The 24,386-nt window shown below is 70.0% G+C and carries 23 protein-coding genes; 13 read left to right on the plus strand and 10 right to left on the minus strand.

All coding sequences use genetic code 11. From position 1 onward, the window contains the following. Nucleotides 1-143 precede the first annotated feature (143 nt). Nucleotides 144-743, plus strand: coding sequence for a hypothetical protein (locus AB0O15_RS21020; protein ID WP_364320780.1), 600 nt, complete (start codon nt 144-146; stop codon nt 741-743). A gap of 2 nt (nt 744-745) precedes the next feature. Continuing rightward, the gene (locus AB0O15_RS21025) at nt 746-976 is read left to right on the plus strand and encodes a hypothetical protein (RefSeq protein WP_364320783.1); all 231 of its coding nucleotides are present in this window, start codon (nt 746-748) and stop codon (nt 974-976) included. A 345-nt stretch (nt 977-1,321) separates the two neighbouring features. On the opposite strand, the gene AB0O15_RS21030 is transcribed toward AB0O15_RS21025, so the two are convergent. Continuing rightward, nucleotides 1,322-2,212 carry a hypothetical protein gene (locus AB0O15_RS21030; RefSeq protein ID WP_364320786.1) on the minus strand — a complete coding sequence of 297 codons (891 nt, stop codon included), beginning with the start codon at nt 2,210-2,212 and terminating at the stop codon, nt 1,322-1,324. 245 nt (nt 2,213-2,457) lie between these two features. On the opposite strand from AB0O15_RS21030, the gene AB0O15_RS21035 reads away from it, so the two are divergent. The 4 genes from AB0O15_RS21035 to AB0O15_RS21050 all read left to right on the plus strand — a co-directional run bounded on the left by AB0O15_RS21035 (nt 2,458) and on the right by AB0O15_RS21050 (nt 6,416). Continuing rightward, entirely contained in the window at nt 2,458-4,860 is a 2,403-nt protein-coding gene (locus AB0O15_RS21035) for a hypothetical protein (protein WP_364320789.1), read from the plus strand. Between the two features lie 292 nt (nt 4,861-5,152). Next, complete coding sequence (locus AB0O15_RS21040; protein WP_364320792.1) at nt 5,153-5,365, plus strand: hypothetical protein; 213 nt, start codon at nt 5,153-5,155, stop codon at nt 5,363-5,365. Nucleotides 5,366-5,742: 377 nt separating this feature from the next. Next, nucleotides 5,743-6,027: a type II toxin-antitoxin system Phd/YefM family antitoxin gene (locus tag AB0O15_RS21045; RefSeq protein WP_364320795.1), complete on the plus strand. Its 285-nt coding sequence runs from the start codon at nt 5,743-5,745 to the stop codon at nt 6,025-6,027. Continuing rightward, nucleotides 6,024-6,416, plus strand: a complete 393-nt coding sequence (locus tag AB0O15_RS21050) for a type II toxin-antitoxin system VapC family toxin (protein WP_364320797.1) — start codon at nt 6,024-6,026, stop codon at nt 6,414-6,416. The genes AB0O15_RS21045 and AB0O15_RS21050 overlap by 4 nt, the downstream gene beginning before the upstream one ends. 151 nt (nt 6,417-6,567) lie before the next feature. Here AB0O15_RS21050 and AB0O15_RS21055 read toward each other — a convergent pair whose 3' ends face one another. The 3 genes from AB0O15_RS21055 to AB0O15_RS21065 are packed head-to-tail and all read right to left on the minus strand — an operon-like array spanning nt 6,568 to nt 9,160. Next, nucleotides 6,568-7,308, minus strand: a complete 741-nt coding sequence (locus AB0O15_RS21055; protein ID WP_364320800.1) for a VOC family protein — start codon at nt 7,306-7,308, stop codon at nt 6,568-6,570. Nucleotides 7,309-7,317: 9 nt separating this feature from the next. Continuing rightward, a complete protein-coding gene (locus AB0O15_RS21060) occupies nt 7,318-7,935 on the minus strand; it encodes a response regulator transcription factor (RefSeq protein ID WP_364320803.1) in 618 nt (205 codons plus the stop codon). Between the two features lie 31 nt (nt 7,936-7,966). Continuing rightward, nucleotides 7,967-9,160, minus strand: a complete 1,194-nt coding sequence (locus tag AB0O15_RS21065; protein ID WP_364320806.1) for an ATP-binding protein — start codon at nt 9,158-9,160, stop codon at nt 7,967-7,969. A 114-nt stretch (nt 9,161-9,274) separates the two neighbouring features. Here AB0O15_RS21065 and AB0O15_RS21070 point away from each other — a divergent pair, with 114 nt between their 5' ends. Genes AB0O15_RS21070 through AB0O15_RS21080 form a run of 3 tightly spaced genes read left to right on the plus strand, consistent with a single transcriptional unit; the run spans nt 9,275 to nt 11,717 of the window. Further along, nucleotides 9,275-9,703, plus strand: a complete 429-nt coding sequence (locus tag AB0O15_RS21070) for a hypothetical protein (RefSeq protein WP_364320809.1) — start codon at nt 9,275-9,277, stop codon at nt 9,701-9,703. Nucleotides 9,704-9,738: 35 nt separating this feature from the next. Then, entirely contained in the window at nt 9,739-10,239 is a 501-nt protein-coding gene (locus AB0O15_RS21075; RefSeq protein WP_364321291.1) for a hypothetical protein, read from the plus strand. Between the two features lie 26 nt (nt 10,240-10,265). After that, nucleotides 10,266-11,717: an SPFH domain-containing protein gene (locus AB0O15_RS21080; RefSeq protein WP_364320812.1), complete on the plus strand. Its 1,452-nt coding sequence runs from the start codon at nt 10,266-10,268 to the stop codon at nt 11,715-11,717. Nucleotide 11,718: 1 nt separating this feature from the next. Here the strand turns inward: AB0O15_RS21080 and AB0O15_RS21085 are convergent, their stop codons facing one another. Together AB0O15_RS21085 and AB0O15_RS21090 are read right to left on the minus strand one after the other, a co-directional pair. Next, nucleotides 11,719-12,822, minus strand: coding sequence for a DUF2293 domain-containing protein (locus tag AB0O15_RS21085; RefSeq protein WP_364320815.1), 1,104 nt, complete (start codon nt 12,820-12,822; stop codon nt 11,719-11,721). Nucleotides 12,823-12,841: 19 nt separating this feature from the next. Next, nucleotides 12,842-14,374 carry an amidohydrolase family protein gene (locus AB0O15_RS21090; protein WP_364320818.1) on the minus strand — a complete coding sequence of 511 codons (1,533 nt, stop codon included), beginning with the start codon at nt 14,372-14,374 and terminating at the stop codon, nt 12,842-12,844. A 160-nt stretch (nt 14,375-14,534) separates the two neighbouring features. Between AB0O15_RS21090 and AB0O15_RS21095 the strand changes: the two genes are divergently transcribed. Further along, nucleotides 14,535-14,927: a DUF427 domain-containing protein gene (locus tag AB0O15_RS21095; protein WP_364320821.1), complete on the plus strand. Its 393-nt coding sequence runs from the start codon at nt 14,535-14,537 to the stop codon at nt 14,925-14,927. 13 nt (nt 14,928-14,940) lie between these two features. On the opposite strand, the gene AB0O15_RS21100 is transcribed toward AB0O15_RS21095, so the two are convergent. Then, complete coding sequence (locus tag AB0O15_RS21100; RefSeq protein WP_364320824.1) at nt 14,941-16,161, minus strand: GAF domain-containing SpoIIE family protein phosphatase; 1,221 nt, start codon at nt 16,159-16,161, stop codon at nt 14,941-14,943. Nucleotides 16,162-16,262: 101 nt separating this feature from the next. Then, complete coding sequence (locus AB0O15_RS21105) at nt 16,263-16,808, minus strand: YbhB/YbcL family Raf kinase inhibitor-like protein (protein ID WP_364320827.1); 546 nt, start codon at nt 16,806-16,808, stop codon at nt 16,263-16,265. Nucleotides 16,809-17,176: 368 nt separating this feature from the next. On the opposite strand from AB0O15_RS21105, the gene AB0O15_RS21110 reads away from it, so the two are divergent. Further along, nucleotides 17,177-19,444, plus strand: coding sequence for a catalase (locus tag AB0O15_RS21110; RefSeq protein ID WP_364320830.1), 2,268 nt, complete (start codon nt 17,177-17,179; stop codon nt 19,442-19,444). Between the two features lie 15 nt (nt 19,445-19,459). Here AB0O15_RS21110 and AB0O15_RS21115 read toward each other — a convergent pair whose 3' ends face one another. Further along, nucleotides 19,460-21,409, minus strand: a complete 1,950-nt coding sequence (locus AB0O15_RS21115) for a serine/threonine-protein kinase (RefSeq protein WP_364320833.1) — start codon at nt 21,407-21,409, stop codon at nt 19,460-19,462. Nucleotides 21,410-21,491: 82 nt separating this feature from the next. On the opposite strand from AB0O15_RS21115, the gene AB0O15_RS21120 reads away from it, so the two are divergent. Continuing rightward, a complete protein-coding gene (locus tag AB0O15_RS21120; protein ID WP_364320836.1) occupies nt 21,492-22,364 on the plus strand; it encodes an alpha/beta hydrolase in 873 nt (290 codons plus the stop codon). A 78-nt stretch (nt 22,365-22,442) separates the two neighbouring features. On the opposite strand, the gene AB0O15_RS21125 is transcribed toward AB0O15_RS21120, so the two are convergent. Next, entirely contained in the window at nt 22,443-23,768 is a 1,326-nt protein-coding gene (locus AB0O15_RS21125; RefSeq protein WP_364320839.1) for a serine/threonine-protein kinase, read from the minus strand. 62 nt (nt 23,769-23,830) lie between these two features. On the opposite strand from AB0O15_RS21125, the gene AB0O15_RS21130 reads away from it, so the two are divergent. Then, a complete protein-coding gene (locus AB0O15_RS21130; RefSeq protein WP_364320841.1) occupies nt 23,831-24,379 on the plus strand; it encodes an RNA polymerase sigma factor in 549 nt (182 codons plus the stop codon). Nucleotides 24,380-24,386 lie beyond the last annotated feature (7 nt).

Here is a 24,386-nt window from a genome sequence, read left to right on the forward strand (position 1 = left end):
GGATGCGAGGCTGGGAACTCCGGTTCCAGCCTTGGACGGTCCTGCTAATTTCGAGGGCCGTGACCGGCCGAGCGAGAACGCACGGTGGAGCAGGCGACGATGTGACACCGTCAAGTCGGCGCGGCCGTGATCGAGGACCTGCGATGCGGCCACGCGCCGCGGCCAGCATCGCAGAGGCCGAGGAGACGGTCGCGGCGGTCATCCGAGCAGGGCGTGCAGGCAGTGGTATGGCCGCCACGTCGGGAGGCTATGCCGGTGACGCCCTTCACGGCGGTCATTCCAGCCGGCCGCGAAACGCAGCCGACTACGAGCGTCAGGATCAATGGGCTAACGACGCCTACGACCACATCCGGGAGAATGCTGACGCTGACGTCATCGCGAGCCATCTGCAGGATGTCATGCGGCTCGACGGCTCAACAGGGTTCTCACCCGAGGAGATCGACCGGATCCGGGACCACATCTTCTTCGAGGAACACCCGCTCACCGACTACGACGGCGGAGTCGTACATCGGCGTTACGACGCCAGCCCCGACATGGCCGAGGCGTGGCTGCGGCTACGTTCCGGAAGCGCCATACCCGACGACGTCGCCTTGCTGGAACACGAGTCCGCGGAGGCTCGCTACTACGACGCCCATCCGGGCGCCACATACGAACAGGCGCACGCCGCAGCCAACGAGGTTTCCAGCTGGCAGAATCGAATCCCTGCCCCGACCTACGAGGACTACTCGAAACCCTGGAGGTGACCATGGGCATGATGGTCGTTGGGCGCAAGGTCGCCGAGACCGCGGACGAGGTCCGGTACGAATTCGGGCTGGATCGCCAGTTCGACCGGACGCTGAGAATCGACAAGCGCACCTGGCAGGTCGCGGCCGAGGACGGCCGTTTCGACTCTGCGGCCAGCGCGGTGGCAGCGAAGATCAAAGGGGCGTGGCAGAAGGAAGGCGAGTTCCCGCCCGGCGTCGTCTTCGCCAGTTGACGGTCTCATGCCGCCTACCGCGCATGCCTTCGTCTGGTCGTGCGGATTGGTAGCGCGGCACCGGAGACGACGGTTAAGCGGTTCGTATGGCGCAACGTCCGGCCCACTCATGCCAGCTCCGGGGGCGACCCCCGGACCCCACGGTGCGGTGGTCGCGCCTGTTGGACAGGTGGCGGCCCGATGCCTTAGGTGCGCCTCGCTTCGCTCGGCGGCTGCCTTTCTGGACTTCCGGACCCATTACCTGGATGCGTCCCACTGATCGCCTCATCCAGCAGTCTTTACGTCATCGACGCGGGCCCCGGTCGAGCAGCCACGTAAGTGCTCTTGAGAAGCGAATGTGGTCATCTAAGCGATGGCTTCAGGGCAGCGTCGATGCCACCACGCATTGAAAAGCGTGGCGACCTGGTCCTTGACATCCTGGGAGATCAAGTTAAGTGCGTCCCCCGTCAACGGCCTGACCGTGTACTTGTATACCGCCGGATGATGCTCAATGGATGGACAGGTGAAAACGGCCAGAATGCGCAGCACCCGCAAAGAATCCTCACCAAGCAACGGGAAGTGTGCCTCCAGGAGTCTGGCCAGGATTGACCAGACCTTGTCGATGACTATCCCCACTACTATGCTAGCCAATGCTTTGGACAATCCTGTCAAGCTTTTGGTCAGCGCTCGTTCCAAGAGCCTTTTTCCTGCGTCGGCTACTACCTGCAGTGTGTCTTTGACCTGCTCAAGCCAGCGAATCAAGGTGACCAGCAGAGTGCACCAGGTGTGGTTAGCCAGTTGCTTTTTCACCTCGTTCGCAGTGCGCTTATCTCCTACTTGAGCCTCGATTTTGGGCTCGATCTCGCCCCAAGCTTCGGCCATCACCGTTCCGGCGAGGGTATTCAGTTTTCCGAAGTCAGATGAGAACGTTGTAGGGTTGGAAAGATCGACCTGTGGAAGGACTGGGCCGGCAGGGGGCGTCGGCGGACTGGATCTCGACAGGTAATCCGCGAGGTCCAAACGGGCAAGGTCGATGAAGGCTTGCCGGTTCCGCGTATTGAAACCCAGAAGGCCAGTGTGTCGGTCTCGTTCGACCTTGGCCTCGATCTCGACGCGGCGGTTGAGGCGGGCCTGATCGGTGTCAGCCGCAAGCTCGGTCCAACCGTGCCAGCCATGCAGGGCGCCGCCGCAGCCGGAGCATACACACCCCGGATTCTTGGCATTTGCGCAGTTGGCCCTGTGGTTGCTGCCCGTCATCGCCGATCTCCAACCAGCAGACATTGCTTAGGGTAAATATCAAGCTACCCTAAGTCAGGATCGGATCATTTGCCCACGCTGCTCCGAGGTGGCGCTGACGGCAAAATGGTCATATCGGTTATTGATCAAGAGTTCATGCCGCTAGGAGTCGCTCTTCTCTCACTCCGTGAGCGGTGATGTCGGGTTACTGGTGGACAAGCAGTCGACAGCTATATGCGGTGGCTGGGAAGCCCACCTTGGACGAGATGGCCTCCGAAGTGGCGCGGTTGGCCCAGGAGTTGGATCTGGCGGGGGTGCCCAAGCGGGACACGATAGGCCGGATCATCGGCGACGAAGAGGTTCCACCCAACCAGCACGACGTAGACACTCTCGCTGCGGCGCTGGCAAGCGTCGCAGGTCGAGAGGTAGCCGCCGTTGTAAGGCAGATTCGCTCGATGTGGGTGCGCGCCGGGACCAGCTCTCCGTCACCGCGGTTGGGTAGCCCCGTAAGCGAATTCACGGCATTTGCGCTGGAGGTGCATCGGTCGATTGAGGTGGCCGAATGCGTTGCGCGTTTACCCGCTCTACCGTCATATGTGTCACGTGCTCATGACGACCTACTAGCGCGCGAGGTCGACGCAGCTATGCGTGGCCATAGCAAAATGGTCACGCTGGTCGGAGGGTCATCAACAGGAAAGACCCGGGCATGCTGGGAGGCCGTGCAGCGACTACCGACGCGATGGCGGCTGTGGCATCCCATCAGCCCCAATCCGGCAGAAGCTCTCATCAACGGCATGGACTCGATTGGCCCATACACTGTGGTCTGGCTCAACGAAGCCCAGCGCTACCTCCTCACCGCTGATATTTCGCTGAGTGAGCGGATCGCGGCCGGATTGCGCGAACTGCTGCGCACACCACAACGTGGGCCTGTGTTGGTCCTGGCCACCGTTTGGCCACAATATTGGGCGGACTTGGCTATCCAGCCACCAACCGGGCAATGGGATTTCCGGCCGCAGTCCCGGACCCTGCTGTCTGGCACGGACATCTCGGTTGCCGACGCCTTCGCCGGCGCTGATCTCGAAGCGTTGCATGCTGCGGCCGACAGCGATCCGCGCTTGGCCGAAGCTCTTGACGCGGCCGAAGCTGGCCGGATAACCCAGTACCTGGCGGGTGCTGTTCGGCTGGTGCGCCAGTACCGCAACGCCCCACCGGCCGCTCGCGCTATCGTCCATGTTGCGATCGATGCCTGTCGTCTTTCGCAACTCACACACATTCCGCATGCCCTACTCGAACAAGCCGCACCCGACTACCTTACCGATCACGAATGGAACCAAACCGGTGAGGACTGGCTGAAGCAAGCTCTGGCCTATACGTCGGCAGAATGCTATGGAATATCCGGCCCGCTCACGCATTTCCGGCCGCGCCCCGGCGACGATACCGCAGGCGTCAAGCCGCCCTGCTACCGCCTTGCTGATTATCTGGAGCAACTTGGCGGCATTGAGCGTGCGGATATCTACCCCCCTTCGTCGTTTTGGCAAGCGGTCGCAAGCGTCATTACCGACACTGCGGTGCTGCAAGACCTCGGTGAGGAGGCGGAGAACGCAGGTCGGTACCACCGTGCGGCCACGATATATTGGAGAGCTGCCGACTACGGCGATCCAGCCGCGCCGCTCCGGCTGGCCGAACTGTGTGAGAGGCTCGGTGACCTTGCCGGTGCAGAGGAACTAGCGCAGCAAGCCGCCGATCGTGGTGATCCCATCGCGTTAATGTGGCGGGCCGAGGTCCGAGAGGAACTCGGTGATCATTCGGGCGCCGAGGCCCTCTACCGACTTGCCGCTGACCGCGGTGACCCGTTCGCCCTGACAAGGCTGGCCGAGATACACGATGACGCAGGCGATTCGGCCGGGGCGGAAGCTCTCGTTCTCAGGGCTGTCGCCTGCGGAAATGGCCTTGCCTTCGGCCGGTTGGCCGAAAGGCGCAAACGGGCGGGTAACTTCGTCGGCGCTGAGGTCTTGTACCGACGGTCCGTCCAAAACGGTAACATCCGGGCGTTGTGCTGGTTGGCGGAGTTGCGGGAGCAGATTGGCGACGAATCCGGTGCCGAGGCCCTTTACCGGGAGGCCGCCGATGAAGGCGATCCCGATGCCATGTTGTGGCTGGTGAAGCAGTATGAGCAGGCCGCTGACTCGGCCAGCGGTCAAACCTTGGCCCTGGAAGCGGCTGTTCGCGGTGTTCCTAGAGTCTTGTGCGGCTTGGCTGAGTTACGGGACAACGCAGGCGACGCCAGCAGCGCTGAGACCCTCTATCGCCAGGCAGCCGAACTCGACGATCCCGATGCGATGTTCCGGCTTGCTGAGCTGCGGGAGCGTGAAGACGTTCAACCCGGCGCGGAGGCCTTTGCGCTCCGGGCTGCCGAATTGGGCGATCGCCTTGCGTTGTCCCGGCTAGCTGGGCTGAGGGAGCAGAACGGTGATCCGATCGCTGCAGAAGCTCTGACGCGAAAGGCAGCCGACCGCAGCGATCCTGGCGCGCTTCACCGCCTTGCCGATTTGTGGGAATTAGCTGGAGACTCAGCTCGCGCCCTGCAGTTGCGACAGTTTGGCCTTGACGATGATGGCTCCCTTGCCACTGAATGGGAATTTCCGTTAGAGCGGCACTCCGCCGGCTGACCGCCTGCGGACTGCTTCGAACGGGGTCGCGGCGGTGACCACAACGGCGGTTACGCGTCCGGTCCGCAGTTGTCGCCGCTGTACCTGGGAACACCGAGCGCAGGTCCGTGTCGCAGGCGCGGTCGCCGGCGGTCATGCGGGGATGGCTTGGCATCGGGCGCTGGCACTCACGGTGCCTACAGCGTCTCTGATCCAGCGGGTGACGGTGGCGGCGGTTACACCGGCGGCGCGGGCGATGTTCGCGGCCGGAACTGGGCGACGGGTGCGGCCGAGGCCGTAGCGTTGCAGGGCCATGTCGCGGGACTTGGGCTTGTCGTGGCGGCGCAGCGCCACGCGAAGGGCGGTGCGGAACTGCCGGGCGATTCAGAGGTGGCAGCTCCAGGATGATCCCGACGCCTTCGAGGGCATCGCCAAGATCAAGCAGATCCGGGGCGCGATACGCCGAGGCGTGCGGCTTCCGGCCGTCGTTCTCGTCCACACGCCCGAGCGGGCCTCGTTCCGATGATGCCGACGACCCGCGTTACCTGGGCCTCTATCACCTACTCGAAGATATGCGCCGCTACAACGCCGCGTACCAGGAGCAAGAGCCGGCGATCTACGCCTGGGTCGCTCACATCGACTGCTGCGGTGGCCCTGAGGCCGATTACGAGGCCGAGACAGGCGCTCGGTAAGCCTGCGCCGGAGCCACCGCTCCGCGCGGGCTCGGCTCCGAGGACAACGCGTGCGCAGCGGCCGGCCACGCTGTAAGCCTCTGATGGCTCGGCTGGGTCGTCGGCCGCGAGGTGGTCCAGGACGCTCATCGCGACACGAGTTCTCGTGGGAAGGGTTCGATTTTGTAGGTACACTCCTCGCAAGTAGGGACTTCCGGAGAGGAGTTGCCCGATGAGTTCGGTTTCAGTCCGAGAGTTCTCTTACAACCCGAGCGCCATGTTCGCTCGCGTCGAGCACGGCGAGGCTATCGAGGTCACCCGCCACGGCAAGGTCATCGCCGTGCTGCTACCAGGAACCAGTGGTTTGGGCCGTTACTCACCCTTGGTGGCCAAGGGCCTGGTCCGGCTCAAGGCAACCACAACCGCCGATCTCGACCGGCTACCGACGTACGAGATTCCGGCCGGCGTGTCGCCGCTTGACCTGTTGCTCGCCGCGAGAGCCGAGGACGATCGGTGATCTACCTCGACTCGTCTGCCCTCGTCACGCTGCTCTCGAGGCGAACTTACGAGAAAGAACTGCGTGAGTTCCTGGCTGGTCGGCCGGCTATGCCGATGGCGACAAGCAGCCTTGGGTTCGTCGAGACGGTTCGTACGATGGATCGGATCGGTGACTACCCCGGCCTCATGCGCGACCTCGTCGCCGGGTTCACCGAAATTTTGCTCACCGAAGAGGTTCGCGACGCAGCGGCCCATCTGTCGGGCGGCCTTCGAACGCTCGACGCCGTCCACGTGGCCAGCGCCCAGATTCTCGGCGATTCCCTCGACACCTTGCTCACCTACGACAGGCGCATGTTGGAGGTCGCGGAGGCTGCGGGCCTACCGACCGAAGCGCCAGGTCTTGTCTGATTTGAGATCCTTGCCGGTGGTGACGAGAGCCGGGCGATTCCTCGGGAGATCGCGGCCATCGAGGCTAACCTCTCGATTGCCAACATGGACTTCTTCGACTTCGCCGAGAACGCGGGAACTGATGGAGTCTTTCGCGGCTTCCCGTGAAACGTCAGGGCGAGGCCAGGACGCAGAACTCGTGGCCGTCGGGATCGGTCAGGCAGGTCCAGGGGACGTTGCCCTGGCCGAGGTCGAGGTCGGTGGCGCCCAGGGAATGCAGGCGGGACACCTCGGTCGCCTTGTCGTCCGTGGGGTATGGCATCAGGTCGAGGTGGATGCGGTCGGCGGCGGTCTTCGGGGTGGGGACGCGGAGGAACTCGAGATACGGGCCGGTGCCCTGGGGAGCGCGGAGCGTAGCGGTGTTGGCGGTTGTCTCATGCACAGGCCAGTCGATTGCCTCGCCCCAGAAGTGGGCCATGGACTGCGGGTCGGTGCAGTCGATCACCACTGCGGCGATCGGGCCGGTGTTCTGGTAGGTGTCGCGGGGCTCCAGGACGCAGAACTCGTTGCCCTCGGGGTCGGCCAGGACCGTCCATGGCACGTTCTTCTGGCCTACGTCGACCGGGACGGCGCCCAGGGACTGTAGGCGGGCGATCAGCTCTTTCTGGTGGGTTGCCGAGGTGGTGGCCAGGTCCAGGTGTACGCGGTTCTTGGCCGGCGTCTTGGCCGACGGGACGGGGACGACGTCGATGCCGACGGTTCGCGGGTCGGGCCAGATGAAATCGCCGGGGGGACCTACGTACGTGGTCACGCCCTCGTGCAGGATGCTCCAACCGAGCGCTGCGGCCCAGAAGCGGGCGACCACCGACTGGTTGACGGCCTTGATGTTCAGCTGGACGGGGCGCAGCGCCATGCGCCGATCCTAGATGTCACGGGGAGACGGGCGGGGCTGGTATTCGGTTACCAGGGTGCGGACGTCGTCGACCGGTTCGTCGATGGCGGCCCACTTGGCTCGGATGCGGGTCAGGTAGGAGCGGACGCTGGGGATGGTGACGCCCATGCGGCGTGCGGTTGCGGCCAGGGTGCTGCCGGTTCCGTACAGGTAGAGGGCCCTGGCCTCCTGGGGGGAGAGCTCGGGCGGGTCGTCGTTGATGATGCTCATCAGCTCGGCGGTGAGGGCCGGCTGTCCGCTGTGGACGCTGCGGATGGCGTCGGCCAGTTTGGCGGCGTCGTCGTCCTTGACCAGGTAGCCGCTGGCGCCGGCGCGGACCGTGGCGCGTACGTGGCGGCGGTCGCCGTGGACCGAGAAGACCAGGACCCGGGCGCCGTGGCCGCGCAGTTCGGCCACGTTGGCGGCGGCCTCGGTGCCGTCCTCGAGGCGCAGGTCGAGCAGGACCACATCGGCGTCGGGCGCGGCGACCAGGTGTTCGCCGACCGTGGTGGCGGCGTGGACGACCTGGATGTCGCCGGTTCCGGCGAGCAGGGCGCGCAGGCCGGCCGGCACCAGCTTGTCGTTGTCGATGATCGCGACCCGGATCATGCCGGCGACCGCAGGATGATCGCGACCCGGATCACGCCGGCCACCGCAGGTCGACCCGGGTGCCCTGACCGGGGTGGCTGTCGATGGTGGCGAGGCCACCGACCTCGTGCATGCGGGCGATGATCGAGTGCTGCATTCCGTACCCCAGCGTGGTTTTGTCGGGCTCGAAGCCTTGACCCTGGTCGACGACGGCCACCGTGACCGTGGGTGTGGACCGGCGGTCGGTCAGGGCGGTCAGACGTACGCGGCTGATCCCGGCGTGCCGGGCGACGTTCTCGAGGGCCTCGCCGGTCGCGTGCCGGAACGCGTGCAACACCTCGGGCGGGAGCGTCTCGGGGAGGTTGGCGAAGTGGTACTCGACCCGCAGGCCCTGCGTGGCGCTCTCGTTACCGGCCTCGATCAGGGCCAGGGAAAGCTCGGTGAGCGTGCCGTCGGGGTCGTCGGGGGTCGCGCCGCGCAGCACGTTGGCGCTGATCGCGGCCTGGCGCCGCACCCGCGCGTCGGGGTGGGCGGCAGGGCCCTGGCCGGCGATCGCGGTGAGCAGGCGCAGCGGGCCGTCGTGCAGGGCCCGGTGGCGGCGCAACTGCTCGTGGAAGTGCTGGATCTGGCTGCGTCGGGCGGCGACGCGTTCCCGGGCGGCGATCACCTGGTCGGTGGCGACGCCGACCGCGTCCGCGACCGCCCGCAGGCGGCGGATGAACAGGCAGCAGCAGGCGGCGGTGACCACCTGCCAGCCGATGATGTTGGCCGTGGACGCCAGCTCGGCGTAGTCGGGTGACGCGAACTGGGCCACGGTGAACGCCGCGGCCAGGGCCAGGCATCCGGCGATGGTGGCCCGCCAGGACGCGGTGGCCAGGGCCACGGCGACCGCGGTCGAGACGGCGACCGGCTCGAAGTCGGGCACCGCCACCGTCGCGAACGCCTCTTCGCTCAGGGTCCACGGCAGGATCGCCACGGCCACCGAGGTCACCGCGACGTCGATGGTCAGCACCGGCCGCGGGATCGGGTCGTGCCGGGCGACGACCGGCAGGTACACCACGCTCCACACCGCGACCGCGAGGTAGAGGATCGCGGCCACCGGCGGGTTGAGGTAGCCGTCGGCCCGGGCGATCGCGACGATGCTCAGCCCGACCATGCCCAGGGTGCCGAACCGGGACAGCAGGATCACGCCGGTGGTGATCGACCGGATCCGTTGATGCAGGTCGACCGCCTGCGGTAGGGACACGCCCGCAGTTTGACACGCGACCGGACCCCGGTCCATGCCGCACCTGTGCGGCATGGACCGGCCCGGAAAGGCGAATCACACTCATCGTGAGGGTCCACTAAGGAGGCGTTTCCGTTGTACGAAGCCGGCGTTCAGAGCAGTCCGGAACCCACCCCGCCCCAGCCCACCCGGCCGCGCAAAGCGAAAACGCTGTCGATTCTGCTCATCGTGTTCGGCGGGCTGGGCATCCTGTTCGCCGCCGTGCTGATGTCGATCGTCAACGACTCGGCCAGCCACGGCCAGTCGGTCCCGGCCTACCTCTACGTCCTGGTCTTCCTCCAGGTCGCGCTGTCCGCGGCGCAGGCCGTGAGCGGTGTGTTCGTGTGGCAGGGCCGCAACTGGGCCCGGGTCCTGGCGATCGCGCTGTGCTCGCTCAACATCCTCGGCGCCCTGGTCTCGCTGTTCACCGGGGCGGTCCTCCAGTCGATCTGGGGCATCGCGATCAACGTCGCCCTGATCCGGCTGCTCAACGACTACGAGGTCCAGGTTTGGTGTGACCGGTAGTCTTGACCAGTGTGGACGGCGTGACGCTGGTCTTCATGTTGATCGGCGCGGTGGGCGCCGTGATCCTTCTGCTCGGCCTGATCGGCTCGGGTCTGCTCGGCCTGATCGGGTTCGGCGGGGTCGGCGGCGCCTCGGCGCAGACCATCGCCGCCTTCATCGGGGCGTTCGGGTTCGCCGCGGCCGTCGCCAGCGAGTTGCTCGGGGCTGATACCCCTGGTGGTGTGGCCGCCGCGGGCGCGATCGGCCTGTCGGCCGCGGTGCCTGTCGCCTACCTCGCGGTCCGTCTGTCCCGGTGGGCCCGCGACATCCCGACCGATGCCACACCCGGTCGCGCTGATCTGGTCGGCGCCATCGGGGTGGTGGTCACTCCGATTTCCGAGCAGGGGTACGGCGAGGTACGGGTACGCGTCGCCGGCTACCCGGTGAAGCTGACCGCCCGTGCCTCATCGCCGCTGCCCCTCGGCGCCGACGTCTTCGTGGTCGAGGCGACCAGCCACGCCAGCGTCGTCGTCGAACCACTCCCACCCGTGCGCTGACCACCGCATCGACCAAGGAGCGCGGAATGTCCCTGTTGATCGCCACCGCCGGCGGCGTACTCGTCGTCTTTCTGCTCGTGATGTTCGTCCTGTCCCGGATCAAGGTCGCCGGCCCGAACGAGGCCTTCATCATCACCGGCCGCCGGGGTCGATCGGTGACCGACTCGCAGGGTTCCCGCTCCACCGACAATTCCGGCCAGAAGGTCGTGATGGGCGCGTCGGTCTTCGTGCTCCCGGTCGTCCAGCGCAAGCAGTCGCTCGATCTGTCCAGCCGGCGGATCTCGGTCGACATCCAGGGCGCGGTCAGCAAGCAGGGCATCCGCGCCAACCTGCACGGGGTGGCGATCGTCAAGGTCGGCGGCACCGAGGACGCGGTCCGCGCGGCCGCCCAGCGCTTCCTGCACCAGCAGAAGGAGATCGACCAGTTCACCCGGGAGGTGCTGGCCGGCTCGCTCCGGGCGATCGTCGGACGGCTGACCATCGAGGAGATCATCGGTGACCGGGTGCGGTTCGCCAGCGCGGTCGCCGAGGAGGCCGAGCACTCGATGACCAACCAGGGCCTGGTCCTGGACACCTTCCAGGTGCAGGACATCCTCACCGAGGGCAGCTACCTGCAGGACCTGGGCCGGCCCGAGGCGGCCCGGATCCTCAAGGACGCGGCGATCGCCGAGGCCAAGGCGACGCAGGCCTCCCAGGAAGCCAGGCTGCTGGCCGACGAGGCGATCGCCACCGCGCAGCGCAACCTCGAGCTCAAGAAGGCCCAGATCCGCGCCGAGGTCGAGGCGGCGCAGGCGCGCTCGGCGGCGGCCGGCCCGCTGGCCAAGGCCGAGCAGGAGCAGGGGATCCTCAGCGAGCAGCAGAAGGTCGCCGAACGCCGGGCCGAACTCAAACAGCGAGAGCTCGACATCGAGGTACGCCGGCCGGCCGACGCCGACCGCTACCGGGTCGAGCAGGGCGCCGAGGCGGCGCGCAACGCCGAGGTGTTCGCCGCGGACGCCCGCCGGCAGGCGACCATCGCCCGGGCCCAGGCCGACGCCGAGCAGGCCCGGCTGAACGGTGAGGGCGAGCGGGCCCGCCGGTCCGCCCTGGCCGAGGCGGCCGAACGGGAAGGCGCCGCGGAAGGCGCGGCCACCCTGGCGCGTGGCCAGGGTGACGCCGAGGCGATGCGGCTGAAGGCCGACGCGTTCGCCCGGTACGGCGAGGCGGCCATCCTCGACCTGCTCGCCCAGGTCCTGCCCCAGGTGGTGGAGGCGGCGAGCCGGCCGATCGGGGCGATCGACAAACTGACGGTCATCTCCACCGACGGCGCGTCGTCCCTGACCCGCTCGGTGGCCAGCAACGTCGCCCAGGGTCTGCAACTCGGCACCGACCTCACCGGCGTCGACCTGTCCGGCCTGCTGACCCGCCTTGGGCGCAGCAACGGCCAGGCCACCCCGGCGGTGCCCACAGTGGACCCACCGCCGGAGAAGATCGCCTAGATCACTTCTGTCGCCACGCTTCGAGGACCCGGTCGATGTCGGATCGGATCCGCTCCCGGGCCTCGTCGCGCGGCACGCCGGCCATCAACATCTCGTCGTACGCGGTGTCCTCATGCCGCACCGAGGCGACCACCGCACGCGTCACGGCGTCCGGGTCGAGCGCCCGCCCCGCGGCGCTGCGGCCCACCCGGCCACTGCCGCGGGTGCCGGTGTGCCGGCTGATCGCGAGCGCGCGGGGCGGCGGGCAGCCGGGGAACAGCCGGCCGATGTGTTCGGCCAGGTCGTGCTGGAACGACTCGTCGGCGACCTCGCGCCGTTCCCGGTCCCGCTCGCGGCGGCGGGCGCGCGCGTCCTCGTCGGACAGGCACTGCTGCTCGGCCTGTTCGACCGCGGCCTGTTCCACCAGCAGGCCCTGCCGCTCGTTGCGTCTCCGGGACTTGTTGAACCGCACCACCACCGCCGAGAGCCGGCTGGCCTGTTTGGCGCGGCGGGTCAGCGCCGCGTCGCCGGCCGGCAGGAACACCAGGTGGTCGAGGTCGGCGCAGGTCAAGCAGATCGGTCCGCCGTCCTCCATCATCAGCATGTCGTCGGCCGTCTGCCCGCAGCCGGCGCACGTGAACGCCCGCGCCGGCAGCACCACGACCAGGTCCGGCGGTTTGCTCTGTCTGGTGGTCAGCCGCTCCCGCTGCTGGTCGGTCAGCTCGGCCGGCGTCCAGTGCACCCGGTACGCCTGCTCCAGCGCGTCGTCGCCGGCGGCGGTGAAACGCAGCGGCCGCCGGTCGCGGGTCGCCGCCACGTACTCGACCTCGCTGGGGCGCAGGCCGCCGCTCCGCACCCAGCGATGGAAGATCTCCAGCGCGTCGGCCAGCCGGTCGGACGACACCGCCGCGACCGCCTCCAGATGAGGCGCCCGGCCCTGCCGCCAGTCGGTCACCAGGCCGGCCGGCACCCAGCCCAGCCCGGTCAGCACGTCGAGCGGGCTGACGTGACGCTGGCGGGCCAGCGCCTGCTCGGCGGCGGTCACCACGCGACGTTCCAGCTTCGAGGCGGGCTGGGTGGAGGGCTTCGAGGCGGGCTGCGTGGAGCGCTTCGAGGCGGGCTGCATGGCGGGCAAGGCTACTTGGTCAGCAGGGGCAACCACGAGAGGCGACCGGGGCCGTGGCGACCGGGGCCGCGGCGGCCGGCTTGGGTCGCCCGGCCAGGGCCTCGATGTCGGCGAGCAGCCGGGCGCGCTCGGCCGGGCCGATGAGCCGGCCCTGGACGACGACGCTGTTGACGCGGGTCGTGTTGCGGATGTCGTGCAGCGGGTCGGCGTCGAGCAGGACCAGGTCGGCGACCGCGCCCCGGGCGACCACGCCGGAGTCACGCCGGCCCAGGTAGCGGGCCGGGTTCACGGTGGCGGCGGCGAGGGCCTGGATCGGTTCCAGGCCCGCCCGCACGAGCAGGGCGAGCTCGTCGTGCAGGCTGAAGCCGGGCATCAGGTAGGTGGTGCCGAGGTCGGTGCCGGTCATCAGCGGGACCCCGGCCGCGGCCAGGTCGGCGGTGAGCGCGAGACGACGCCGGAACAGCTCCTTCGAGCGGGAGATCTGGTTCGGCGTACGGCCGGGAAGGTATTGATTCTCCAAGGCCCAGTCCCAGTAGCCGATCACGTCGGCACTGAAGTACCGGTAACGCGGGTCGTGGCGGTCGATCTGTTCCGGCTTGTCGTTGGTCTCGTGCAGCGCCAGCGTCGGCGTGCAGAACGTCCCGTTGCGGGCGAGGCGACCGAACACCTTCTCGGCCTTGCGCCGGTCATGGCTGCGGGCCGCGGCGTACTCGATCGGGTGCATCCGGTTGAACCAGCCGTTGTACTCGCCCCGGCCGATCGGCACGGCGGCCACGGCGGCGCGCAGCCGGTCCTCGTCGGCCGACGTGTCGTACCAGATCTCGAAGAGGTGCTCGACGGTCCGCATCCCACGGTCGCTCGCCTCGGTGAGCTGGACGAAGTCCGGGACATGGCCGAGGAACGGCAGGCCGAGCCGGTTCGACTCGTCGGCCACGGCGAGGAAGGAAGCCCGGGTCAGGCGGGTGTACGTCTTGATGAACTCGGCGCCGGCGGCGTGCTCCTGCCGGACCGCCTCGCGGGCCTGCGCCGGGTTCTCGACGGCCAGGTGCACCGAGCCGTCGCCGTCGAGGTCGTCCCACAGCGAGGGCGACCCGTCGACGATCCGGCTGCCGATCGACCACCGCGGGCCGAGCCGGGCGCCGTCGGCCACCTGCTGCCGCCACTGCCGGGCCAGGGCGCCGCCGGACATCTGCCGCGTGGTCGTGACGCCGTTGAGCACGTACAGCTCGGGGTCGGTGTCGTCGATGCCGACGGCGTGGGTGTGCATGTCGGCGAGGCCGGGGATGAGATGTTTCCCGGCGCCGTCGACGATCCGCGCGCCGTGCGGCACCGGCACCCGTTGCGCCGGCCCGGCGTCGAGGATGCGCCCGCCCCGGATGAGCACGGTCTGACCGCGCCGGGCGCCACCGGACGCGTCGATCACGGTCACCCCGCGGATCGCCAGGACCTCACCGCCGGCCGACCCGGCCCGGGCGCCGGCCGGCCGGGCCAAACCCAGCGCGGCCCCGGCGACCCCGAGTGCCGTGCCGGTGAGAATGGTTCGCCTCCGCATGATGGCCTCCCTGACCGTGGGCGCTGTCGTCAGGGACAAGCCTGCGCAATCGCCCCGTACGGATCAGGAGTGCTGAGCCCCGGCCACGGGTGGACATAACACCACCACCGGGCTCGCGGTACGGAAGAGCCGGTCAGAAGTGCGTCGTAGAGTGGATCGCATGGCCGACAAGCCCGTACTCGAACCAGGACCGGACCACCCGATCACGATCACGCCGAACCACAACCGGGTCGTGGTGATGGTCGCCGGCAAGGTGATCGCCGACACGCGCAACGCGCTGACGCTGCAGGAGGCGGACTACCCGCCGGTGCAGTACCTGCCGCTGACCGACGTCGACGAGGCCTCGCTCGAGCGCACCTCGACCGAGTCGTACTGCCCGTACAAGGGCGACGCCAGCTACTACTCCATCCCGGACGGCGGTGAGAAGGCGGTCGACGCGGTCTGGGAATACCAGAACCCCCGCGACGCGGTCGCCGCCATCAAGGGGCACATCGCGTTCTATCCCAACCGGGTCGACAGCATCGACATCGAGGCCGACGGCGACCGGGCCTGACCGAGGCCCCTGGTCACGACCCTGACCGGCACCGACGGATGACCAGCAGCGCGATGTCGTCCGTCGGCGCCTCGGTGTCGATGGCCGTCATCACGCCGGCACACACCTGCTCGGCGCTCGGGCCGGCCCGCACCGCGGCGACCAGCTCGTCAAGGCCCTCGTCGATGACCCGGTCGCGGCGTTCGACCAGGCCGTCGGTGTATCCGGCCAGCACCGCCCCGGGTGGCAGCGGCAGGGTCGTGTTGCGGCGCGGCCGGTGGCGGACCACCCCGGCCGGCGGGTCGACCGCGACGTCGGCCAGGGCGGACGAGCCGTCGAGCCGGGCCAGCACCGGCGGGAGGTGCCCGGCCAGCGAGATCACCACGCGGTCGCGGTCGGGCGCGATCATCGCGTAGAGGACGGTCGCCAGGCTGGCCGTCTCGAAATGCCGGACCTTGCGGTCCAGGAGCGTGAGCGCGGCGGCGGGATCGTCGCTGACCAGCGCGTACGCCCGCAGCGCGCTCCTGATCCGGCCCATCACGACGGCGGCCTGCAAGCCGTGTCCGGACACGTCGCCGACGACCACACCGACCCAGCCCGACGGCAGCGTGAACACGTCGTACCAGTCGCCGCCGACGCCGAACTCGTGACCCGGCACGAACCGCGCCGCCAGATCGAGGCCGGGCGGACGTGGCAGGCTGGCCGGCAACAGGCTGCGTTGCAGGGCCAGGGCCGCGGTCTGCTCGACCCGGTGGGCGCGGATCTCGCCGGCGGCGGCGGCCCGGTCGGCCACCAGCTGCAACAGGCGTACGTCGTCGTCGGTGAACACCCGGGGCGTGCAGCTGCCGACGTGAAGCACCCCGACCAGCTCGCCGCCGGCCAGCATCGGGACACCCAGCAGCGACCGCACCCCGATCTCGATCAGCATCGGGCTGACCACGTCGGTCGCACCCACCTCGGCCAGCGCGATCGGCTGCCGGCTGGCGGCGACCCGCCCGGCGAAGCCGCGGCCGACGGCCAGCCGGAACCCGCGCCGCACCTCGTCCTCGAGGCCCTTGGCCGCGGTCGCCACCAGTTGTTGGGCGTGCGGATCGAGCAGGAGCACCGCGACGGTGTCGACCTCGAGCAGGTCACGGACCCGGTCGAGCAGCTCGTCGAGCAGGTCGCCGGCGTCCAGATGGCTCAGCGCAGCGTCGGTCACCGCCTCCAAGCGCCGCAACCGCTCATCGGCCGCCCTCACCTCGACGTCCGCCACAGGCTCACCCTATACAGATCGTCCCGCCGTGACGCCTATCGAGTGTCACCCACCTTGGAGGGGGCGCGCCGGCGGGCCGGCGCGCCCGATATCCATGGTGATCAGCTGTCGGCGGGGATCTCCGCGGTCGCCACCAGGACGGCGCGGGCGAGGATGTGGCTGCTGATCGTGAAGCCGAGGAACGCGGGCGTCCCCTCGGCCGGCACGCCGATGTCCTCGGTGTCGAGGGCGTGCACGGCGATGAAGTAGCGGTGCTGGCCGTGCCCGGCCGGCGGGGCGGCCCCGATGAAGCGGGCGGCGCCGGCGTCGTTGGCCAGCTGGTAGGCGCCGGCGGGCAGGCCGGAACCGGGTTCGTCGCCGGCGCCCTCGGGCAGCGAGGTGACGTCGGCGGGGATGTTGGCGACCGACCAGTGCCAGAAGCCGGACTGGGTCGGCGCGTCGGGGTCGTAGACGGTGACGGCGTAGCTCTTGGTGCCCTCGGGCGCACCGCTCCAGGAGAGCTGGGGCGAGGCGTCCTGGCCGCCGGGCACGCCGAACGCGCCGGACATCTGCGCCGCCGGGAAGGGCCCGCCGTCCTCGACCGTCGTGCTGGTCACCGTGAAGCTGGGCACCTCGGGGAGGCGCGCGAACGGGTTGTTCTGGCTCATGGATCCGACAGTAGCGATCATCTCGCGCCTCGGAGCATCGCACCTCTCGTCCGGTTTGGCCGGGCCGTCCGAGGGAAGATCCTTGCTGGTAGGCAATTTTGCAGGGAGGCACCACGATGCCCAGCGCAGCACCAGCCGACGAGCAGACCCGCCGAGGCCGTCAACCGTCACACGGTGACATGCAGTCCGGAACGGCCTGGTACGGGACGACGCGCGAGCGCACCCGCGAACGCCCGGAGGACGAAACCCGCGGCGGCCGGCGGGAGACCGATTCCGGCGGGTAATCGGATCAAACGCGCGAAAGGCGTTTTCTGGATTGGTTCCGGGGTAGTCGGCGGCAGTCAGCCGAAGACTCTCCAGGAGGTCCGATGAACAGCCCCAACCCGGCGCGGAAGATCCAGGAAGTGGTCGAGGCGGCGGCGGAGAAGGTGACCGACGTCGCCCGCGCGGCGAGCGACCGCATCCCGGGGTCGCCGGGCAGCGCGACGCCGCCGCTCGAGGAGCCGACCACGCCGCACGAGCCGCTGCCGCCCAAGAGCGAGCAGGGAACCCCGGAGACGCGTACGCCCACCGGCGCGGAAACCGGCGTCCCGGCCCCGTCGCACTCGCAGCAGGGGTCCTACCTGACCACCGCCGGCGGCACCCGGTTGCGCGACACCGACCACTCGCTCAAGGCCGGCCCGCGCGGCCCGGTCCTGCTCCAGGACCACCACTTCCGCGAGAAGATCACCCACTTCGACCACGAGCGGATCCCGGAGCGGGTGGTGCACGCCCGCGGCGCCGGAGCGCACGGCGTCTTCACCGGCTACGGCAACGCGGAGGGCGTCACGCGCGCCGGGTTCCTGGCCAAGGGCAAGGAGACCGACGTCTTCGTACGCTTCTCGACCGTGCTCGGCTCGCGCGGATCGGCCGACACCGTCCGTGACACCCGCGGTTTCGCCACCAAGTTCTACACCGACGAGGGCACGTTCGACCTGGTCGGCAACAACATCCCGGTGTTCTTCATCCAGGACGCGATCAAGTTCCCGGACATCATCCACGCCGGCAAGCCGCACCCGGACCGGGAGATCCCGCAGGCCCAGAGCGCGCACGACACGTTCTGGGACTTCGTCTCGCTGCACACCGAGGCGCAGCACCACACCATCTGGAACATGTCCGACCGGGGCATCCCCCGCTCGTACCGGACGATGGAAGGTTTCGGGGTGCACACCTTCCGGCTGGTCAACGAGGCCGGCGAGACCGCCCTGGCCAAGTTCCACTGGAAGCCCAAGCTCGGCGTGCACTCGCTGACCTGGGAGGAGGCGCAGCTGGCCAGCGGCGTCGACCCGGACTTCCACCGGCGCGACCTGTACGACGCCATCGAGGCCGGCGCGTTCCCGGAGTGGGAGCTGGGCATCCAGGTGTTCCCGGACACGCCCGAGGAGACGTTCGCCGGCATCGACCTGCTCGACCCGACCAAGATCGTGCCGGAGGAGCTGGCGCCGGTGCAGCGGGTGGGCAAGCTGGTGCTGAACCGTACGCCGACCAACTTCTTCGCCGAGACCGAGCAGGTCGCCTTCCACCTCGGCAACCTCCCGCCCGGCATCGACGTGACGAACGACCCGCTGCTCCAGGGACGGTTGTTCTCGTACGTGGACACCCAGATCACCCGGCTGGCCGGCCCGAACTTCCAGCAGATCCCGATCAACCGCCCGCACGCGCCGGTCAACGACATGCTCCGGGACGGCTTCCACCAGCAGGCGGTGCACGGCGGGGTCGCGCCGTACCATCCGAACTCGCTCGACGCCGGCAACCCGTTCCCGACCACCGAGAGGTCGTTCGAGGACAGCCCGGTGACCGTGGCCGAGGCGCCGAAGATCCGGGCCAACCCGGTGACCTTCGACGATCACTACAGCCAGGTACGGCTGTTCTGGGCCAGCATGACGCCGGTCGAGCAGGACCACATCGTGCAGGCGTACACGTTCGAGCTGGCCAAGTGCTACGAGCAGACGATCAAGGAACGTCAGCTGCTGTCCCTGGCCAACATCGACCCGGTGCTGTGCGAGCGGGTCGCGACCGGGCTCGGGCTGCCCGCGCCGGCGCCCTCGATCACCCTGCCCGAGGTGACGCCCAGCCCGGCGCTGTCGCAGCTCGGCGCCGAGTGGCCGCCGGACGGCCGGATCGTCGGCATCGTCGTGGACCCGGCCAACCTCGACGCCGGAATCGACGACGTCCGCCAGGCCGCCTTCGCCGCCGGCCTGGTGCCGCTGCTGATCGCCCCGCACGGTGGCCTGATCGGCGACCTGCCGGTGCAGCGGACCTTCGCCACCGCGCGGTCGATCGAGTTCGACGTGCTGCTGCTGGCCGGCGCGCCCGTACCGGCGCCGGACGCGCTGCCCGGGCTCGACGCCAAGGCCGGCGCCGACGGCCGGTCCTCGGTCGACCCGCGGGTCGCGCTGCTGGTCGAGGAGTGCTGGCGGCACGCCAAGGCGATCGGCGCGTGGGGCGCCGGCGCGACGGTGCTCCAGGAGGTCGGCGCGACCGGCCCGGGTGTGGTCACCGCGAAGTCCGGCGAGGAGGCGTTCGCGGCGGTGACGCGGCTGCTCGCCGCCCACCGCGTCTGGGAGCGGTTCCCGGCCGCCACCGCTGCCGTCTGAGGACCGACTCGCCGTCTAGGGACCGATGAAGTCTCTGGCGCCGGCCAGCCTCACCAGCTGGTCGGCGCCGCCGGTGGCGATCGTCCGGCCGTCCGGGCTGAAGCGGGCGATCATCGGCCACTCGTCGTTGAGGTTCACCTCGCGGGTGAGGCGACCGGTCTGGACCCGCCAGACGGGTACGCCGAGGTCGGACTCCGTGCCCGCGATCAGCCAGCCGTCGTCCGGGCTGAAGTCGAGCGTCTCGATCTGCGCGTCGGAGGTGGTCAGGCGCTGACCCGGGCGCCAGGTGGCCGTGTCCCAGAGCCGCGCCTGGCCGTCCGAACCGCCGGCGGCCAGCAGCGTGCCGCCGTGGCCGAACGCCACCGCGAGCATCGACGGCGGGCCGGGCAGCTCGGCCACCGGGCGCCCGGTGGCGGCGTCCCAGACCCGCGCCCGCTGGTCCGAGCCGCCGCTGGCCAGCAGCGTGCCGCCGGGGTTGAACGCGAGGTCGTAGGTGCCGCCGGTGTGCCCGGCGAGGCGCTTCCGCTCGGCCAGCGTCCGGGTGTCGAACAGGACGATCTTTCCGGACAGGCCGCCGGCCGCGAGGGTCCGGCCGTCCGGGCTGAACGCCAGCGCCTGCACCGACGCGACGCCCACGTTGAGGGTGCCCAGCGGCTTCCAGCCGTCCGTCGCCCACAACCGGATCGTCGGGTCGTCGGTGTGCCCGGCCGAGGCGAGCATCGTGCCGTCGGGGCTGAACGCGAGGTCGAGCACCACGTCGCGGTGCTGGGTGCGGACCTCGACGGGACGGCCGGTGGCGGTGTCCCAGATGCGGACCGTCCGGTCGCTGCCGCCGGTGGCCAGCGTTCGCCCGTCGGGGCTGAAGGCCAGGGCCAGAACGGTGTCGGAGTGGCCGGACAGCGCGCCGTGAAAGACCGCCGGCGGGGTGGACGAGGTCGTGGACGAGGTCGTCGGCGTTGTCCGGCCTTCGTCCGGCGCGCCGGACCGGTCGGACGCGCCCGAGCGCACGACCACGACGATCGCCACGGCGGCCAGGACCACCAGCGCGGCGACGGCGGCCGGCCACCGCCGCCGCGGTGCCGCCGGGGCGTCCAGGGCGGTCCGGGTGATGTCGTCGAACCGGGACCGCCGTGGCCGGGGCGGTCCCGGCCGCGCCGGACCGGGCGATGCGACCGCGGCGAGCAACGGCCGCGCCTGTTCGGCGGTCAGCCGCTTGGCCGGATCCTTGTGCAGCAGCCCCTTGATCACCGGCCACAGCCGCCCGGCGTGCGCGGGCGGGGCGGGCTTGCTGGTCAGGATCGCGGCCAGGGTGGCGGGCGCGTAGTCGCGGTGGAACGGCGACTCCCCGGTCACCGCCGCGTACAGCGTCACGCCCAGCGCCCACAGGTCGGAGGCGGCCGTGGCGGGCCGGCCGTTGAGGCGCTCCGGCGCGATGTACGCCGGCGACCCCACCATCTGCCCGGTGCGGGTGAGCGCGGTGGCGTCGTCGATCGCGGCGATGCCGAAGTCGGTCAGCACGACGCGGTCCGATGAGGAGTCGAGCAGGATGTTCGCCGGCTTCACGTCGCGGTGCGTGATGCCGCCACGATGCGCGGCGTGCAGGGCATCGAGCACGGCCATCCCGATCTCGGCGGTGCGCTGCTCGGTGAGCAGGCCGTGGTCCCGGATGGCGCCGGCCAGCGAACCGCCCTCGACCAGCTCCATCACGATCCACGGCCGGTGATCGTCGACCACCACGTCGTGCACGGTGATGATGCCCGGGTGGTTGAGCCGGGCCGCCGCCTGCGCCTCGCGCAGCGCCCGCTTGACCGCCGGGTCGTCCTCGCCGGCGAACGGGAGCCGGATCTCCTTGACCGCGACGTCCCGGTCGAGCAACTCGTCATGCGCCAGCCAGACCGTGCCCATCCCGCCACTGCCCAGTCGCCGCAGCAACCGGTAGCGGCCGGTGACCGTCCGTGCCTCCACACCGGAAATCTACCGGTCGTCCGGACGGCGCGATCTGGGTAGGACTGGAGACGGGAGAGATCGCGCGTCTGGAGGTCAGCTGATGTTCGAGGGTTTTACCGACGAGCGGGTCGACGTCGGCGAGGTGGAACTTCGGGTCCGGTACGCCGGGCAGGGGCCGCCGGTGCTGCTGGTGCACGGGCATCCGCGTACCGGATCGACCTGGCATCGGGTTGCCCCGCGGCTGGTGGAACGGGGGTTCACGGTCGTCTGCCCCGACATGCGGGGGTACGGGCAGTCGGGCAAGGCGCCGATCCGCGCCGACCACTCGCAGCAGTCCAAGCGTGCCGTGGCCGGCGACCTGGTGCGGCTGATGTCGGCCCTCGGCCACCCGACGTTCTCGCTGGTCGGCCACGATCGGGGCTGCTACGTGGCGCTGCGGCTGGCGCTCGACCACCCGGGCACGGTCGACCGCCTCGTGGTGATGGACGGCGTACCCATCAGTGAAGCCCTGGCCCGCTGTGACGCGACCTTCGCCCGGGAGTGGTACCACTGGTTCTTCTTCGCCCAGCCGTCCACGCCGGAACGGGTCATCAACGCCGACCCCGACGCCTGGTACGCCAACGTGCGCCCCGACCGCATGGGCGCCGAGAACTACCGCGAGACGCACGCGGCCATCCACGACGAGAACACCGTGCGGGCCATGCTCGAGGACTACCGCGCCGGCCTGGGCGTCGACCGTGAGCACGAGGAGGCCGACCGCCGGGCCGGCCGCACCGTGCGGTGCCCCACGCTGTACCTGTGGTCGGCCCGCGACGACATGGAGCGGCTGTACGGCGACCCGGTCGCGGTCTGGCGCCCCTGGGTCGACGACCTGCGCGGCGAGCCGATCGACTCGGGCCACCACGTGGCCGAGGAGAACCCCGACGCCCTGACCGCGGCCCTGACCCGATTCCTCACGCCCGCCGGATCCTGACGACGTCCAGGCGGGCGATGCCGTCTTGGCCTGCCACTGCTCGCGACGGTGGCGGGTCCTGGCCGTGTTATCGGTTCGTTATCGATGAGGGCGAACCAGGGCCGGGCCGGCGGCATCGGAGTAGAGGCCGCGGATCAGTTCGTCGGTGTGGTCGTCGGGGCCGGTCTGCTTGATCTGGATGTAGGCGCGGCCCAGGCGCACCTCGCTGTACGAGATGGACGTTCCGGCGCAGCCGGTCCAGCGGGTCACGGTGCCCGTGGCGGACGCGGTGGTGATCGGGCGGTCCGGCTGCCGGGCGCAACGGGGGTGTTGCGGCAGCCGGGCGCCGGTCAGGGTGTCGGCGGTCCCGGCGAAGACGCCGGGGCCGCCGCCGTACTCGGTGCGCCAGGTGGTCAGGTCGGCGGCCACGGCCAGGCCGGGGTGGCGGCCGGCGCGCAGGCCCACGTCGTCCGGGTTCCAGCCCTCGGTCTGGGCCTGGCCGGCCCACTCGGGCGGCACGGCGATCGACACGTTGCCGGTGGTGTCGGTCACCCGTACCCATGAGGGGTCGGCCGTAGCTCCGGTGAGCAGGCTCAGGCAGGCGGCGCCGGCCAGCACGCCGGGCAGCCGGGAGAAGCGGCGAGGGGTGTGACCGGCGGCCGCGTCGAGGGCGTCGGCCAGCGCGGCCGCGGTCGGCCAGCGACGGTCACGCTGGGTGGCCAGCGCGCGCAGCACGACGCGGTCGACCCGGCGCGGCACGCCCGCGCGGAGCCGGGAGGGTGCGGTGGGTCCGGCGCCGTCGGGGGCCGTCGAGGTGATCATCTGGTACGCCATCGCGCCGATCGCGTGGACGTCGGCCCGCACGTCCAGACCGCCGCCCGGGCGCGCCTGTTCGGGCGCCATGTAGCCGGGCGTGCCCGCGGCCACGGTGAAGCCGGACGCGAACGCGATGGTCTTGGCCAGACCCAGATCGGCGACCAGCACGCGGCCGCGGACCGGGTCGAGGAGCACATTGGACGGTTTCAGGTCGCGGTGCAGCACGCCGGCGTCGTGCAGGTCGGTGGTGGCGCGGGCGATCGCCGCGGCGGTTCGCAGGGCTTCGCGTACGCCCATCGGCCCGGCGGCCAGCCGGTCGGCCAGGGTGCCGCCGGAGACGTACGTCATCACCTGGTACGGCCGCCCGTCGGGCAGCTCGCCGTAGTCGTGGATCCGCACCAGCCGCTCCGAGTCGGCCCGCCGGAGGATCTGCGCCTCCTGCTCGAAGCGCGCGCGGACATCGGGGTGGTGCGACCAGTTGTCGGCCAGCACCTTGATCGCCACCTGCGACTCGAGCGCGTCGTCGGTGGCCAGCCAGACCGTGGCGAACGCGCCCGAGCCGAGCCGGCGCTCGACGCGGTATCGCCCGATCCGGGCAGGAATCGACACGGGCACATTGTGTCCGGTGGGCACAATGGCGATTTTGGCCGAGCTTGCCACGGGGGCAATCAATGGTTGACCAGGAAATACTCGCCCAACGGGCGGCTTCCGGCGACGCCGCGGCGTTGGACGCGCTGCTCGCCGCGATCCGCCCGCAGGTGCTGCGCCGGTGTGCCCGGTTCCTGCCCTGTTTCCAGGACGCCGAGGAGGCCTGCCAGGACGTGCTGTGGCAGGTGGCCCGCTCGATCCCCGGCTTCCAGGGCCGGTCGCGGTTCTCCACCTGGCTGCACGTGGTGGTGGCGAACAGCGCGCGGCAGACGTACCGATCGTTGCAGCGCCGGGCCCGCGAGCAGGCGCACGACGTGTTGCCGGTGGAGCCGTCCGACCCGCGGACGACCAGCGTGATCGCCGGGTCCCGGCTCGACCTGCTGGACGCGCTCGACCGGCTGGAGGAGCGCCGCCCGCTGCTCGTGGCGCCCCTGGTGCTGCGTGACGTCTGCCAGCTCGACTACCGCGAGATCGCCGGGCACCTCGACATCGCCGAGGGCACCGTGCGCTCGCGCATCCACCAGGCCCGCGTCGAGGTCCGCGCCTATCTGATGGCCGGCACCGCGAGCTAGCCGCGGC

Origin of the sequence: Actinoplanes sp. NPDC089786 (assembly GCF_040684855.1) — a bacterium.
Taxonomy (GTDB): domain Bacteria; phylum Actinomycetota; class Actinomycetes; order Mycobacteriales; family Micromonosporaceae; genus Actinoplanes.

What these genes read in the sequence shown, in the direction of transcription:
- AB0O15_RS21025 (WP_364320783.1), top strand. Translation starts at nt 746, where the DNA reads ATGGGCATGATGGTCGTTGGGCGCAAGGTCGCCGAGACCGCGGACGAG.
- AB0O15_RS21055 (WP_364320800.1), bottom strand. Translation starts at nt 7,308, where the DNA reads ATGGCGCTGCGCCCCGTCCAGCTGAACATCAAGGCCGTCAACCAGTCG.
- AB0O15_RS21110 (WP_364320830.1), top strand. Translation starts at nt 17,177, where the DNA reads ATGAACAGCCCCAACCCGGCGCGGAAGATCCAGGAAGTGGTCGAGGCG.
- AB0O15_RS21090 (WP_364320818.1), bottom strand. Translation starts at nt 14,374, where the DNA reads ATGCGGAGGCGAACCATTCTCACCGGCACGGCACTCGGGGTCGCCGGG.
- AB0O15_RS21120 (WP_364320836.1), top strand. Translation starts at nt 21,492, where the DNA reads ATGTTCGAGGGTTTTACCGACGAGCGGGTCGACGTCGGCGAGGTGGAA.
- AB0O15_RS21085 (WP_364320815.1), bottom strand. Translation starts at nt 12,822, where the DNA reads ATGCAGCCCGCCTCGAAGCGCTCCACGCAGCCCGCCTCGAAGCCCTCC.
- AB0O15_RS21020 (WP_364320780.1), top strand. Translation starts at nt 144, where the DNA reads ATGCGGCCACGCGCCGCGGCCAGCATCGCAGAGGCCGAGGAGACGGTC.
- AB0O15_RS21030 (WP_364320786.1), bottom strand. Translation starts at nt 2,212, where the DNA reads ATGACGGGCAGCAACCACAGGGCCAACTGCGCAAATGCCAAGAATCCG.
- AB0O15_RS21095 (WP_364320821.1), top strand. Translation starts at nt 14,535, where the DNA reads ATGGCCGACAAGCCCGTACTCGAACCAGGACCGGACCACCCGATCACG.
- AB0O15_RS21040 (WP_364320792.1), top strand. Translation starts at nt 5,153, where the DNA reads ATGTCGCGGGACTTGGGCTTGTCGTGGCGGCGCAGCGCCACGCGAAGG.
- AB0O15_RS21080 (WP_364320812.1), top strand. Translation starts at nt 10,266, where the DNA reads ATGTCCCTGTTGATCGCCACCGCCGGCGGCGTACTCGTCGTCTTTCTG.
- AB0O15_RS21075 (WP_364321291.1), top strand. Translation starts at nt 9,739, where the DNA reads ATGTTGATCGGCGCGGTGGGCGCCGTGATCCTTCTGCTCGGCCTGATC.
- AB0O15_RS21045 (WP_364320795.1), top strand. Translation starts at nt 5,743, where the DNA reads ATGAGTTCGGTTTCAGTCCGAGAGTTCTCTTACAACCCGAGCGCCATG.
- AB0O15_RS21060 (WP_364320803.1), bottom strand. Translation starts at nt 7,935, where the DNA reads ATGATCCGGGTCGCGATCATCGACAACGACAAGCTGGTGCCGGCCGGC.
- AB0O15_RS21105 (WP_364320827.1), bottom strand. Translation starts at nt 16,808, where the DNA reads ATGAGCCAGAACAACCCGTTCGCGCGCCTCCCCGAGGTGCCCAGCTTC.
- AB0O15_RS21035 (WP_364320789.1), top strand. Translation starts at nt 2,458, where the DNA reads ATGGCCTCCGAAGTGGCGCGGTTGGCCCAGGAGTTGGATCTGGCGGGG.
- AB0O15_RS21130 (WP_364320841.1), top strand. Translation starts at nt 23,831, where the DNA reads ATGGTTGACCAGGAAATACTCGCCCAACGGGCGGCTTCCGGCGACGCC.